The 13,327-nt window shown below is 60.3% G+C and carries 13 protein-coding genes; 4 read left to right on the forward strand and 9 right to left on the reverse strand.

Annotated features, from left to right (window positions below; all coding sequences use genetic code 11):
* Window positions 1–60 precede the first annotated feature (60 nt).
* Both ACF8MI_RS16690 and ACF8MI_RS16695 read left to right on the forward strand, forming a co-directional pair.
* Window positions 61–1,149, forward strand: a complete 1,089-nt coding sequence (locus ACF8MI_RS16690; RefSeq protein ID WP_060499360.1) for a polyamine ABC transporter substrate-binding protein — start codon at window positions 61–63, stop codon at window positions 1,147–1,149.
* A 13-nt stretch (window positions 1,150–1,162) separates the two neighbouring features.
* The gene (locus tag ACF8MI_RS16695; protein ID WP_200929346.1) at window positions 1,163–2,458 is read left to right on the forward strand and encodes an FAD-binding oxidoreductase; all 1,296 of its coding nucleotides are present in this window, start codon (window positions 1,163–1,165) and stop codon (window positions 2,456–2,458) included.
* Window positions 2,459–2,486: 28 nt separating this feature from the next.
* On the opposite strand, the gene ACF8MI_RS16700 is transcribed toward ACF8MI_RS16695, so the two are convergent.
* Entirely contained in the window at window positions 2,487–2,792 is a 306-nt protein-coding gene (locus ACF8MI_RS16700) for a DNA-binding transcriptional regulator (RefSeq protein WP_104834736.1), read from the reverse strand.
* Complete coding sequence (locus ACF8MI_RS16705; RefSeq protein WP_104834737.1) at window positions 2,773–3,156, reverse strand: type II toxin-antitoxin system RelE/ParE family toxin; 384 nt, start codon at window positions 3,154–3,156, stop codon at window positions 2,773–2,775. Before ACF8MI_RS16705 ends, ACF8MI_RS16700 begins: the two co-directional genes overlap by 20 nt.
* A gap of 212 nt (window positions 3,157–3,368) precedes the next feature.
* On the opposite strand from ACF8MI_RS16705, the gene ACF8MI_RS16710 reads away from it, so the two are divergent.
* The gene (locus ACF8MI_RS16710; protein WP_104834739.1) at window positions 3,369–4,046 is read left to right on the forward strand and encodes a DUF3313 domain-containing protein; all 678 of its coding nucleotides are present in this window, start codon (window positions 3,369–3,371) and stop codon (window positions 4,044–4,046) included.
* Between the two features lie 23 nt (window positions 4,047–4,069).
* Here ACF8MI_RS16710 and ACF8MI_RS16715 read toward each other — a convergent pair whose 3' ends face one another.
* On the reverse strand, window positions 4,070–5,005 hold the full coding sequence (locus ACF8MI_RS16715) for an RHS repeat-associated core domain-containing protein (RefSeq protein ID WP_082426402.1): 936 nt from the start codon (window positions 5,003–5,005) through the stop codon (window positions 4,070–4,072).
* A gap of 27 nt (window positions 5,006–5,032) precedes the next feature.
* The gene (locus ACF8MI_RS16720) at window positions 5,033–6,409 is read right to left on the reverse strand and encodes an L-serine ammonia-lyase (RefSeq protein ID WP_200929345.1); all 1,377 of its coding nucleotides are present in this window, start codon (window positions 6,407–6,409) and stop codon (window positions 5,033–5,035) included.
* 146 nt (window positions 6,410–6,555) lie between these two features.
* On the opposite strand from ACF8MI_RS16720, the gene ACF8MI_RS16725 reads away from it, so the two are divergent.
* Window positions 6,556–7,497, forward strand: a complete 942-nt coding sequence (locus ACF8MI_RS16725) for a LysR substrate-binding domain-containing protein (RefSeq protein WP_016715280.1) — start codon at window positions 6,556–6,558, stop codon at window positions 7,495–7,497.
* 48 nt (window positions 7,498–7,545) lie between these two features.
* Here the strand turns inward: ACF8MI_RS16725 and ACF8MI_RS16730 are convergent, their stop codons facing one another.
* The 5 genes from ACF8MI_RS16730 to ACF8MI_RS16750 form a co-directional block, all read right to left on the reverse strand.
* Window positions 7,546–8,967, reverse strand: a complete 1,422-nt coding sequence (locus ACF8MI_RS16730) for an undecaprenyl-phosphate glucose phosphotransferase (RefSeq protein WP_060499354.1) — start codon at window positions 8,965–8,967, stop codon at window positions 7,546–7,548.
* A 156-nt stretch (window positions 8,968–9,123) separates the two neighbouring features.
* The gene (locus ACF8MI_RS16735; protein WP_374754799.1) at window positions 9,124–9,882 is read right to left on the reverse strand and encodes a WecB/TagA/CpsF family glycosyltransferase; all 759 of its coding nucleotides are present in this window, start codon (window positions 9,880–9,882) and stop codon (window positions 9,124–9,126) included.
* The gene (locus ACF8MI_RS16740; protein ID WP_200929344.1) at window positions 9,882–11,069 is read right to left on the reverse strand and encodes a glycosyltransferase family 2 protein; all 1,188 of its coding nucleotides are present in this window, start codon (window positions 11,067–11,069) and stop codon (window positions 9,882–9,884) included. The genes ACF8MI_RS16735 and ACF8MI_RS16740 overlap by 1 nt, the downstream gene beginning before the upstream one ends.
* On the reverse strand, window positions 11,066–12,268 hold the full coding sequence (locus ACF8MI_RS16745) for a glycosyltransferase (RefSeq protein WP_200929343.1): 1,203 nt from the start codon (window positions 12,266–12,268) through the stop codon (window positions 11,066–11,068). The genes ACF8MI_RS16740 and ACF8MI_RS16745 overlap by 4 nt, the downstream gene beginning before the upstream one ends.
* A 49-nt stretch (window positions 12,269–12,317) precedes the next feature.
* Window positions 12,318–13,322 carry a VirK/YbjX family protein gene (locus ACF8MI_RS16750; RefSeq protein ID WP_060499351.1) on the reverse strand — a complete coding sequence of 335 codons (1,005 nt, stop codon included), beginning with the start codon at window positions 13,320–13,322 and terminating at the stop codon, window positions 12,318–12,320.
* Between the last annotated feature and the right edge of the window lie 5 nt (window positions 13,323–13,327).

Genomic DNA, 13,327 nt, shown 5'->3' on the forward strand with positions numbered 1-13,327 from the left:
CCTTGGGGGGCTTAAAGCCCCCTGCACCGAACTCGAAGAACAAGACCTACGAGGTGTCCCATGCGTCATCTGCAAGCCCTGATACCCGCTGCATTCACCCTGCTGTTCGCCACCACCGCCCACGCCACCCCTTCGGTCAGCGTGTACAACTGGACCGACTACATTGGTGACACCACCCTGGCCGATTTTCAGGCCAGCAGCGGGATCAAGGTGGTGTATGACGTGTTCGACTCCAACGAAACCCTCGAAGGCAAACTGCTGGCCGGGCGCACCGGTTATGACGTGGTAGTGCCGTCGAACCACTTCCTCGCCCGCCAGGCCCAGGCTGGTGCTTTCCTGCCGCTGGACCGCAGCAAGCTGCCGAACTGGCAGCACCTTGACCCCAAGCTGCTCAAGCAGCTTGAACAGAACGACCCCGGTAACCAGTACGCGGTGCCGTACCTGTGGGGTACCAATGGCATCGGCTACAATGTCGACAAGGTCAAGGCGGCACTGGGCGTGGACCATATCGACTCGTGGGCGGTGCTGTTCGAGCCGGAAAACCTGAAAAAGCTCAAACAGTGCGGCGTGGCCTTCATGGACTCGCCCGATGAACTGTTCCCGGCTGTCCTCAATTACCTGGGCATGGACCCGCGCAGCGAAAAGCCGGCCGACTACGCCAAGGCCGAAGCCCGCCTGCTGGAGCTGCGCCCCTACATCACCTACTTCCATTCATCCAAATACGTCTCCGACCTGGCCAATGGCGATGTCTGCGTGGCCTTCGGCTACTCCGGCGACGTGTTCCAGGCCGCCAACCGTGCCGTGGAAGCGAAGAACGGCGTAAAAGTGGCCTACAGCATTCCCAAGGAAGGCAGCAACCTGTGGTTCGACCTGCTGGCCATCCCCAAGGACGCCAGCAACCCCGAGCAGGCTCTGGCATTCATCAACTACCTGCTCGACCCCAAAGTGATCGCCAAGGTCAGCGCAACCGTCGGCTATGCCAATGCCAACCCGGACGCCAAGGCCTACATGGATGCATCGCTGGTCAACAACCCTGAGATCTACCCACCCCAGGACGTGCTGGACAAACTGTACATCTCCAGCACCCCGAGCCCGAAGATCATGCGCGTCATGACCCGCTCCTGGAGCAAGATCAAGTCCAACCGCTGAGTCGAGAACGCCCATGTCTTTCAATACTCAACACGCCGCTTCGTACTACGCCGCCACGGCGCGCGATGCGGCACCCTACCCCAGCCTGGACGGCGAACTGACGGCTGACGTGTGCGTGGTCGGCGGCGGGCTGACCGGGGTCAATACCGCCCTGGAGCTGGCCGAACGTGGCCTTTCGGTGGTGCTGCTGGAAGGCCGGCGCATCGGCTGGGGCGCCAGTGGGCGCAATGGCGGCCAGCTGATTCGCGGTATTGGCCACGATGTCAGCGGATTCGCCCGGCATGTGGGCCAGGACGGCGTGCGTTACCTGAAGCAGGCCGGCATCGATTCAGTGGCGCTGGTGGCCGAGCGTATCGCCCGCTACGGTATTGCCTGCGACCTGCGTTGGGGTTTCTGCGAACTGGCCAATACACCGGCCCAGTTCGCTGCTTTCAAGGATGAACAGGACGACCTCGCTGCGCTGGGTTATCGCCATGCAACACGCCTGGTCGGTGCCGGGCAGTTGAACGAGATTGTCGCCAGCGACCAGTACGCCGGCGGTCTGGTCGACATGGGCTCGGGCCACTTGCACCCGCTCGACCTGGTGCAGGGCGAGGCCCGTGCCGCGCACGGCCTGGGTGTGCGCATTTTCGAGCAAAGCCCGGTAGTGCGCATCGAGCACGGGCCTTGCGTCACCCTGCACACGGCTCGCGGCAAGGTGCGGGCCAGTAGCCTGGTACTCGGGTGCAACGCTCACCTCGACGAGCTGGAGCCACGCCTGAGCGGCAAGGTGCTACCAGCCGGCAGTTACGTGGTGGCCACCGAACCATTGCCCGAAGCACTGGCCAGCAGCCTGATTCCGCAGAGCATGGCGCTGTGCGACCAGAAGGTCGGCCTGGACTACTACCGCCTCACCGCCGACCGCCGCCTGCTGTTTGGCGGCGCCTGCCACTATTCCGGGCGCGACCCCAAGGACATCGCGGCCTATATGCGGCCCAAGGTACTGAAGGTATTCCCCCAGCTGGCCAATGTACGCATCGATTTCCAGTGGGGCGGCATGATCGGCATCACCGCCAACCGCTTCCCCCAGGTTGGGCGCCTGAGCCAGTACCCGAACGTGTACTACGCCCAAGGCTACTCCGGGCATGGGCTGAACGTGACTCACTGGACGGCGAAGCTGCTGGCCGAGAGCATTGCCCTCGGCCATAGCCATGGCCTGGATGTGTTCAGCGCCGTGCCGCACTTGACCTTCCCCGGCGGCAAGGCTTTGCGCTCGCCACTGCTCGCTCTTGGCATGCTGTGGTACCGGTTGCGCGAAGCACTGGGGTGATGAAGATACGAAGGCATGAAGATTTTACTTAAAGAATAACCTGCAAACCTTTGTTTTTGATTAGGTTCAACAACTTCAGAGCCGGTCCTGAGGGGTGGGTTTCGCCCTGCTCCCATTTACGCACCGTTGACGCACTAGTATGCAGATGCATCGCGAAGACCGGCTGGCTGAAATTGAGTGCCTCACGCAAGCGACGTATCTCTAGTGCACTGAAGTCCAGCACCGGCGCGGGGCACAGTGCTTCGTAGTCCCGAAGGGTTATCTTGCCGACTGCCCCTGCCTCATGAAGGGCAACAAGATCCTCACGTAATGATTCAACCAGCTTGCTGCTCACAACAGATCTCCATTAATACCCCCGCGCGCAGCGCACGGCAAAGCTCCAGTGGTGATAAATTCAGAAGAACCTTACCTGCAAATCGCAACGCATTCTGTTCTTCAAGCGTGATGTTTGCCTTGTCGCTCTTGGCAAAACCATGCAAGAAAACACATCGATTGCCGATTCGGGCGGAAAGCAAGGTTCGATAACCACCGCGTTTTCCCATGCCCTGCGCCGCTACGCGCTTCTTGTACAATGCACCACCCAGGTTTGCATCGACCAAGCCTCTTTGCATCTCGTCTACTGCCTGACACAACAACTCATCATCAAGTCTTTGGGCCGCCTGCAAGCGCGCGAAGTCCTTGCGCTTGAAAATCTCCATGATCCACCTCTAACCATACCCGTAGCGGGCATAGTTTTCCAAGAGTGGTTGCAGATTCAAAGCCAGCCACTTCCGATGGCACTGTAGGAATTCGCACTGTTACCAGTACCCGCTATCACGGTGCTGCCACCACAGATTGATTACTCCACTGGCCAACTGCCTCGCACCTGCTAGCGTTGTTCTGACCGACCTCTCATGGACGCGTCTCCATCATGAAATCACTGCCTCGCATTACCCTGTTGTGCGCCGCGCTGCTTGCCGTGGCCGCCTGCTCCAGCAAAAGCGTGGACCCCAAGGATTATTCCGGCTTCCTCAAGGACTACAGCCGCCTGCAGGAAGCCAAGAGCCCTTCGGGTGACCCGGTGATGCGCTGGATCGACCCCAACGTTAACATCAACCAGTACAGTCAGGTGTTCATCGAGCCCAGCCAGTATTACCCCAAACCACAGCCAACGGCGGTGATTTCGCAGCAGACGCTGCAAGAAATCACGCGGTACTTCAATGAAGCCTTGCGCCGTGAAATGGGCAGCGTGATGCCGCTGGCCAAGGGGCCAGGCCCGGGAGTGATCGTGGTGCGCCCCGCCATTACAGCGGTGTCGACCAGCAACGAAGGCCTGAAGCCTTACGAAGTCATCCCTATCGCACTGATTTCGGCGGGTGTGAACACTGCCATGGGCGGCCGTGATCAAGAAGTGGATGTCGGCGTGGAGGCAGCGTTCCTTGATGGTGCCAGCCAGAAGGTGCTGGCCCAGGTGGTGCGCAAAGGCACGGGGCAGGAACTGGAGAACGATACCCAGAAGCTGACCTTGAATGACGTAAAGCCAGTGCTGGATGGTTGGGCCAAGGACATGCGCGCCAGTTTTACTTCTGTTAAGCAGAAATCGCGCTAGTGCTTGCCGTGTTGAAGGAAACGCTAATTGTCAGTTTGACCGCTTCGCAGAGCACGCACGGCTGACGGTGACAACGGAGGGGCGCTGGGAGTGGCAGGTTCGCGAATTGCATCGCCACTTCCAGCCGGCTGTGATAGCCAAGAAGGAGCACTGGGCGACACGGGTACGTAGTTAGCCTTAGTGCCGGTTACATGGTGACTTGAACTCACCATTTCTGCCGGCGTAAACCTGTAGCGATTGCCCCTGTAGGTGAAGGTATTACTTTCATCCTTTCTAGCCGGCACGATAATTAGCGAGGGAGAATTGGCTCTTCCACTCGCGAATTCCGACGATAGATCATGCATCAAAGAGTCCCTGACAGATCGCTTCGATAGCGTGGGGAGATCGTTTGCTCTCAATGCCTTACCTAATCCTGATGAAACCCTCAAAGGTAGCTTGACGCCTAAAATTTTGACATGCGCTTCCCCGGAAGGATCATGGAAGTTGATGGGATCTGCAGAGCAGTAGCAATAGGCATTCATACCCCCACGGTCAAAAGGGCTCTGCGAGTCAGGAGCAAGGAACCGCATGAGCCTTGGCCTATAAAGACGTTTACCTTGACCCAGCGGGTAACTGTCCATCAACACGTCGCGCCACTGCCCATTGAACCCCACCGGCGTCAGCGCTTGTCCCGACGACGACGCACCATATGGGGAATAAGCCTCCCGAGTTAAAATGCCTGACTCCCATACAGCGACCACAGAATTGCGCCCGATGGTTTGAACCAGCCCTGCTCTCTCTCGCTGCTGCGACAACAGCCGATCGTTTGCGTAGAGCAGCCGTGTGTGAGCAGTACCGACCTGACACACCAAAGACCGCCCCTCATAAAAAAGCTTTTCGACGTATTTCTTCATTTGTGTAATTCCCATACACAGCAATCCGAATGTCTGTTGCTTCATTATCCGGATATACTTGAGCATGTGGAACTAGCAGTTTTATCAGGCCCACTAACACTCTACGAATGCAACCGCCAAACCGCCGCGCGAAGTTTCCTTGTAATTGGCATGCATGTCCGCCCCGGTATCACGCATGGTGCGGATTACCCGGTCAAGTGAGATGAAGTGCTCGCCATCCCCACGCAACGCCATCTGTACGGCATTGATCGCCTTTACCGCAGCAATCGCATTGCGCTCGATGCACGGCACTTGCACCAGGCCACCGACCGGGTCGCAGGTCAGCCCGAGGTTGTGCTCCAGCGCAATCTCGGCGGCGTTCTCAAGTTGTGGCGGTGTTGCACCCAGCACTTGCGCCAGGCCGGCAGCGGCCATCGAACACGCTGAGCCCACCTCGCCCTGGCAACCGACTTCGGCCCCCGAAATCGACGCGTTTTTCTTGCACAAAATACCGACCGCTGCGGCGCCGAGCAGGAAGTCCACCACATCCGCGTCATTGGCACTGGGGTTGAACTTCATATAGTAGTGCAGCACCGCCGGGATAATACCGGCCGCACCGTTGGTTGGTGCAGTGACCATGCGCCCACCGGCAGCATTCTCTTCATTGACCGCCAGGGCGAACAGGTTCACCCACTCCATGGCGCTGAGGGTCGAGCCAATCACGTTGGGCTTGCCCAGTTCCTGCAAGCTGCGGTGCAGCCGCGCGGCGCGGCGTTTGACGTGCAGCCCACCCGGCAGGATGCCTTCGTTGCGCAGGCCGTTCTGAACGCACGCCTGCATGGCGGCCCAGATACGCAGCAAACCTTCACGCACTTCGGCTTCCGGGCGCCAGGCACGTTCGTTGGCCATCATCAGTTGCGCAACGCTCAAACCGTGCGTTTTGCACAAGGCCAGCAGCTGGGCCGCACTGTCGAATTCGTAGGCCAGGACCACTGCGTTGCTTTCGGCGGCAGGGGCATCGATTTCGGCCTGCTCGACGATAAATCCACCGCCCACTGAATAGTAGGTCTGGCACAGCAGGCTGCCCTGCCCGTCCAGCGCCTCCAGGCTCATGGCATTGGGGTGATAAGGCAGGTTTTCGTCGAGCAGCAACATGTCACGGCCATACTCGAAGGTCATCGGGTGGCTGCCATCCAATATCAGGCAATGCTCCTGCAGCACCTGGCTGATACGCGAATCGATGGTGGTCGGATCGATCCGGTCTGGCCATTGGCCCATCAGGCCCAGCAGGCAGGCGCGATCGGTGGCATGGCCAACCCCGGTAGCCGACAGCGAGCCATACAACCGCACTTCAACGCGCGTGACCCGCGTCAGCACCCCCAGCTCACGCAGGGCCTGGGCGAACGTCGCGGCTGCCCGCATCGGGCCGACGGTGTGAGAGCTGGACGGCCCGATGCCGATTTTGAAAAGGTCGAAAACACTGATAGCCATGCTAATGCCTGACCATGCCCTGAGATGAATCCACGGCACGGTTATCTGAAGAAATTGAGCGGTATTGCGATTTTGCGCGATACTGACGCGCTCATTCACGAATGACCAACGAATCTTTCTAAGCAAGGCTTTAGTGGTGCTAAACGATGCGACGACAACTCAATGGTCAGGTGTTCGTCTGGCTGCATGTATTCGCCTGCGCAGCCCGGCACCTGTCCTTCACCCGCTGCGCCGAAGAGCTGCACATTACCCCAGGTGCTGTCAGCCAGCAGATGCGCCAGCTGGAAGAACGCCTGGGTTACCGGCTGTTCCTGCGTCGGGCACGCGGTGTGGAGCTGAGTGCCGAAGGGCAACGCCTGGCCCAGACGGTGGCAGAAGCCTACGGCAGCATCGAGGCCGAATTGTTGCGCCTGGATGCCGGTGAAATCCGCGGCACTTTGCGCGTGCGCTCGATCCCGTCTTTTTTGGCCAAATGGCTCACCCCGCGCCTGCCGCGTTTTCAGCAGCGTTACCCGGACATCGAGCTGCGCCTGGTGGCCGAGGACAGTGCCCAGGCATTGACCCCAGGCGATTTCGACCTGGCTATCGACCTGAACGATGGCAGCTACCCAGGCATGCTCTCGACACCGCTGCTGGACGAGCAGATCTTTCCGGTGTGCTCACCTACCCTGCTACGCGGGCGCCCGCCGCTGCATGGGCCGGCGGACCTGGCGCACTACCCGCTGCTGCACGACATCACGGCATGGCGTGGCAGTTCGGAGTATGCGGAGTGGGAGTTCTACCTGGAGGGTATTGGCGCCGCCGGCCTGGATGTGCGGCGTGGGCACACCTTCAACCGCAACCACCTGACCATCGAAGCGGCCATCGCCGGCATCGGCGTAGCGATCGCCCGTCGCACACTGTTGAATGACGAACTGGAGCGCGGCGCATTGATCGTGCCGTTCGGCGTGCCGATCGCCAACCACAAACGCTACGTGGTGCATTACCCGCCAGGCGGGTTGAACCAGCCTGGGGCCCGGGCGGTGCATGACTGGCTGGTGGAGGAAGCGCGAGGATTCCGGGAATTGCACCCGCTGAACAAGGAATAGCAGCCTGTACACGGCCGCTCCTACAGGGATCTCGCCAGCTTTCAATAACTAGTAAGCCTGCTTGCCGGTAAAGGCATTAAGGGTGCGCACCAGAATCACGAAGTCCAGCCACAGCGACCAGTTGTTGATGTACTCGATGTCAGAGTCCACCCGCTGGATCATCTGCTCGATATCCTTGGTCTCTCCCCTGAAGCCACGTACCTGGGCCAAGCCGGTCATGCCCGGCTTGATGTTGTGGCGGGCAAAGTAATCAACGATGTCCTGGGAATACAAGGTGTCATGCTGCAGCGCATGCGGTCGCGGCCCGACCAGCGACATTTCCCCGGTCAGCACATTGAACAGCTGTGGCAATTCATCCAGGCTGGTGCGACGAATGAAGGCGCCAATCCGGGTAAGCCGCGGGTCATTCTTCTGTGCCTGCTTGACCACATCACCTTCGGGCTGGTGGACATGCATGCTCCTGAATTTCCAGATCCTGAACGACTCCCCGGTCCAGCCCGTGCGTTCCTGGCGGAAGAACACCGGGCCGGGGCTGGTGAGTTTGATGGCCAGCGCAACCGTCAGCAATACAGGCGAAGCGCACAGTAGAATGACTGCTGCCAGCACCCTGTCCTCAAGGTTTTTTAGAAAAAGGCTCATGCCCGTCAGGGGTGTTTCCGACAAGGTCAGCACAGGAATCCCGGCAATTTCCCGCACACTGTGGTTGATCAGGCGCAACGAAAAGATATCCGGCACCCAGTTCACCGCGATGCACTTGTCGAGCAACTTGAAGTACACATCGTTGATGACCTCGGAGCCACCGAGCGGCGTAACCAGGTAGACGGTGCGTATACCATGCTGGGCGACGATTTCATCCAGGTCTGCAATGTGCCCCAGCACAGGCAGGCGCTGCTTGCCCTCGCCGTTGTCACGCCCCTGCCCATCGCCCTTGCCGAGCAGTACGCACCCCAATACCCGTTCACCAAACCAGGGGTTGTTGCTGATTTTCTGATAAAGAAAATTCGCCAGGTCGCCGTCGCCGATAATCAGCGCGTTATCCAGGCGTGCATGGGCAGTAAAACGCTTTTGCAATTCACGAACGGCAAAGTGCAGGAACAACTGCGCGATGTAGCCAATGATGAACAACTGCACCACCAACAACCGCGAGTACGTTTCACTCTGCTTGGTCAGGAAGGCCATGACCACGAGAAAACAGAACGTTGCCGACCAGGCCTTGAACAGGCGGAAGGCTTTGATCGAAAGCCCGACATTGGTGCGGTAGATCGCATAATGGTCGTAAATGACGGCCAGTGCGCCAATCAGCAACAGCAGCATGATTACATAATCGGAGGTAATGTAACCAAACTGATCGTAGATGAGATACCAGGCAATACTGGTGACTGCAATGCCATCGAGCCCTGCCTGAATGGCGTTACTTACGCTGCTTCTTCTTTGGAGTAAGGAACGACTGCTTCTGGGTTCGAAAACCATTTCAGACCTCATGTGTGTGAGCGTAGCCAGTGCCTTCCATCAAGCATCAAGTCTTGAAAACAGCGTGTACAACGGCAGATAAGCAAGATCGTGCAGCCCCCAAGCCACTGCTCTCACTGTAGCAGCCACCCGCCATCAGCGCGGATTTTGGCCGATTCACACAGTGCCACTGGCCGAATCGGCGGCCTTGCGGTAAAGCAGGGTGCGCAGCAGGAACAGCGGGTTGCCCACCACATAGCGCATGAACAGGCGTTTTGGCTCGCGCAACAGCCGGTACGCCCACTCTCCCCCCAGCCGCCTTAGCCAATGCGGTGCCCGGCTGACCTTGCCGCCGAGAAAGTCCAGGATTGCCCCACCACACACGATCAGGCACGGCCCGCCAACGGCTGCCAACCTGGCCGCCACCGCCTCCTGCTTGGGCATGCCCATGCCCAGCACGATCAGTTCGGGCTGCTGTTCACGGGCCAGCTGCAGGTAGGTTTCGAGGCTGGCGAAACCGTCATGTACCGACACGGGTACTACACCAAACTCGGCTTCACACCGCTGCACGGCCTGGTTCAGGTAAGGTTGTCGGGTGCCCCAGAATGCGACCTTGCGCCCACGGTATGCGGCCATGAGCCTGGGAATGAAGTCAGTCCCGTTCATGTTAAGCCCGGGTGCTAGGCCCAGGCGCCGATACAGGATGGCCATGCCGGAGCCGTCCCGCAGCAGCACGTCGGCCGCCGACAGTGCCTGGCAGTAGGCGCCGTCACGGACCACCAGGTTCATCGCATGGGCATTGACGAAGCCCAGCACGGTCGCGGCTTGCGGGGCAGCCAGCCTGTCGAGCAGGCGCTGTGCCGCGCCGCTGTCGGGCACCACCTCTAGCGCGTCGATTATGCGTTGCCAGCGATTCTGCCATTGCCACAGTGCCATCACTCGTCATCCCGTTTTGAGCGCACCCACTCGACCTGGCGCTTGATCAGGAACCCCAGGTACAAAGGGATTTTCTTTGCTGCGTAGAACGGTGCGTAAAGCAAGACGGAAAACGGGATCAACTCACGGCAGAAGCGCGCCCAGGCCAGCAATACCGCAAGGCTGAGCATGGCCAACGCTATCAGGGCGATCCACGCTGGCGCGGCAACATCGAACAGCAAGTACGCAAGCCAGGCCACCATATTGAGCCCCAGCAGGGTCAGTACCAACAACGCCAAAGGCGGTACCAGCAAGTCGAGGGTCATCGCCAGCAAGCTGCCATTGCCTTGGCTCACGGCGGCCAACGCACGCTTGGGTGCATCGGCCAGCATCAAGCCCAGGTGACCATGCTCCCAGCGGGTGCGCTGGCTGTTCAGGCCTTGCTGGCTGGCAGGAAACTGGCTGGTGACCAATGCCTCAGGGCAGAACACGGGAGGCTTGCCCTGCTGACACAGGTCCAGGCCCAGTTTCACGTCCTCTACCAGGTGCCCATTGGCAAGGTTGATCAAGCTCAGGTCGTGCCAACCGAATGCCATGCCCGCACCCATCAATTGGCAGGGTAACCCCAGCCGCGCCCAGCCACGCGGGCGCACCAGGTTTTTTACCCGCCAGGCAAACTCGGCGACCTGCACTTTCAGCCCGGCCCCCCCGGGCGCACGCATCAGGTACAGCGCCTGTACCGGGCGCTGGGTCTGGTGATAGCGACGCGCGAGGCAGTCAATCGCCCCCTCACCCACCTGGCAATCGGCATCCACCACTATCACCACCTCGGGAGGCTGTTCAGCCAGGTGACGCACGCCGAAGTCCAGCGCATAGCCTTTGCCACGCAACACCGAGTCGAAGCGTTCCACCACCTCGGCGCCGGCGTCGCGGGCCAGCTGCGCGGTGTCATCGGTGCAGTTGTCTGCCACCACCAGCAAGCGGTCACCCTCAAGCAATTGCGGGGCAATGCTCGCCAGCGTTGCGCGAATGATCGCAGCCTCATCGTGGGCAGGTACCAGCACCGCTACCCGGGGGCGCCGACTATGACCCAGATACTGCGAGCGTGGTGGCAGACATGCCAGCAGCATCTGTACAAAAAAAATCGACACAGGCACAAGGACGATGACCGTCAGCAGGCCCAGTAACCAACTCAATACACTTATCATGCGGATGCCTTGAAGTAAGCGGCCAGCCGGGCTGCTTCGGTGTCGATATCATGCCGCTGCAGCACACGCTGGTAGGCGGCCTCGCCCATGCGCTGCAGCACGTCGGCCGGTTGGCACAGGCAATCCGCCATGGCTTCAGCCAGCTCGTCGACAGCGCCAGCGGGGAACAGCCAGCCGTTCTCACCCGGGCGCACCAGTTCGGGGATGCCCGCCACATAGGTGGTCAGCACGGGCCGGCGCAAGGCCATGGCCTCCATGATCACTACCGGCAGGCCTTCGGCGAAGCTGGGCAATACCAGCGCGCGGGCGCCAAGGATTTCTTCGCGCACCTGTGCACTGCTGATCCAGCCAGTGATGCGTACGCGCTGCTGCAGGCCATGCCGGGCAATCAGGGCCTCGATCTGCTGGCGCATTTCACCGTCACCCGCCAACACCAGTTCGAAGTCAATCGACTGTGCAGCAAGCTGACGCGCCGCCTCAAGCAACAGCAGCTGGCCTTTCTGCTCACACAGGCGCCCCACGCAAACAAGCCGTGGTACCGACGGCACATCGACCGGCGCCACCTCATGGAAACCCCGCTCCAGGCCGCAATGCACCACCTTTACCTTGGGCCAATGCTCGTGCGCCACCCAGCGGAACAGTTGGCTGCGCCCGTACGAACTGACCGCTGCGACAAAGGCGGCTCGCCGCACCTTTTCACCCATGTGCAGGAACTGTGGTTTGTCGAACTCTTCCGGCCCATGCACGGTAAAACTGTAAGCCGGCCCGCCCAGTTGGTTGGTCAGCATGACCACCTCGGTGGAGTTGGTGCCGAAATGGGCATGCACGTGTTTCGCCTCACTGGCCTGCAGCCACTGCAGCACCTGGCAAGCTTCGGCCAGGTAGACCAAGTGGTAGGGCCAGGCGCGGTCGGCGCGAAGGCCAAGGCGCATGGCCAGCCACAGGGCCTGGAAAAACCGCCCGGGCTGTGCTCGCAGCACCTGTAACGTGGGCCTGAGCAAGCCCTTTACACCAGCCCGCAGCACATAACGGGTCTTTTCGCGCTCGGCCGTATCCTCGGCATCCTGCAACTCGGCGTCCCATCCCCGCAGGGCGATGCGTTGCACCTCTACACCCTGACGCTCCAGCGCCAGGATCTCGCGGCGGATGAAACTGTGGCTGACCTTCGGGTACTGATTGATGAAGTAAGCAATGCGCATACGAATCCAGATCCCAACCCGCTTGATGACCGGCCTCCCCTGGCAACCTTCACTTCAGGCTGTCGACTACGGGTGGTCTGTCTACTGCCGATGCACTCACAGCAAATGCATCCCCCTGTTTTCCTTGTAGTCCAAGGTTGTGACTGCTGCCCGGCAATGCGGCCTGCAGGCGGATAAAAACATCGTCGAGCAGCGCCTGGCGGCGGCGGTACATCGCACGCTTTTTGGCCGGGATGTCTTGCTCGGCCCGTTGTGCCGGTGCCAGGGTGATAGTGAAGAAGTCGTCGCGGTTCGACGCCGTAGCGCCATTTTCCTGCCAGATGACGTCGTAGTTGGCCGCCAGATCGTGGGCCTTGTCGCTGCCAAAGTACGGGTGGCGATGGTGCCGGCAGGCATCGCTGACGGCATACAGGTGCGCAACGCCCAGCATGCGGGCCAGGCATTTCAACGCTTCGAGCAGCAGGCTGCGCGGGCGCAGCCCTTCAAAGTCCTTGGTCAGGTCACGGTAGATGGCCAGCGAGGTTTCACTGTCGATGCCCTTGTGAATGCCCTGGACGGCACCGATGAACATCGACAGCACCCCCTGATCGCGGCACAGGGTAAACGCCAACGATGCCACGCGCAGGTCGCCCTGGAACAGATTCAGTACCAGTTCACCTTCGCGCTTGAACCAGATCGGCCGGTCCAGCACCAGGCGGCAGCCCGGCGAATAACTAGCCAGTTCGCACAGCGTCAGGCTTTCGTCTCGCCCCAGTAGCAACAGCGCCGGAAACTGCCCGGCCAGCACTTCGAAGTGCGAAGCCACCACCTCCATGCGCTGCGGGGCCTCCCAGCATTTGCTGAGGTAAGGCCACTGCACCACGCCGATGCAATCCACACCCAGCCGCTGCAGCCCCTGCTGACCCAGCGCCGCCGTCATGCGCTGCATGAAGGCGTTCAGCTCAGGCCATTGTCTGACAATCTCTCGGGTCAACTTGTACTTGTTGTTCAATGCCCGCAACGAGTAGCCCGGTTGCAGGGTAAACACGCTTTTCACGAGGGCGCCGAGCATCATGGGTC

This window comes from Pseudomonas sp. yb_9, assembly GCF_043103635.1.
GTDB lineage: Bacteria > Pseudomonadota > Gammaproteobacteria > Pseudomonadales > Pseudomonadaceae > Aquipseudomonas > Aquipseudomonas monteilii.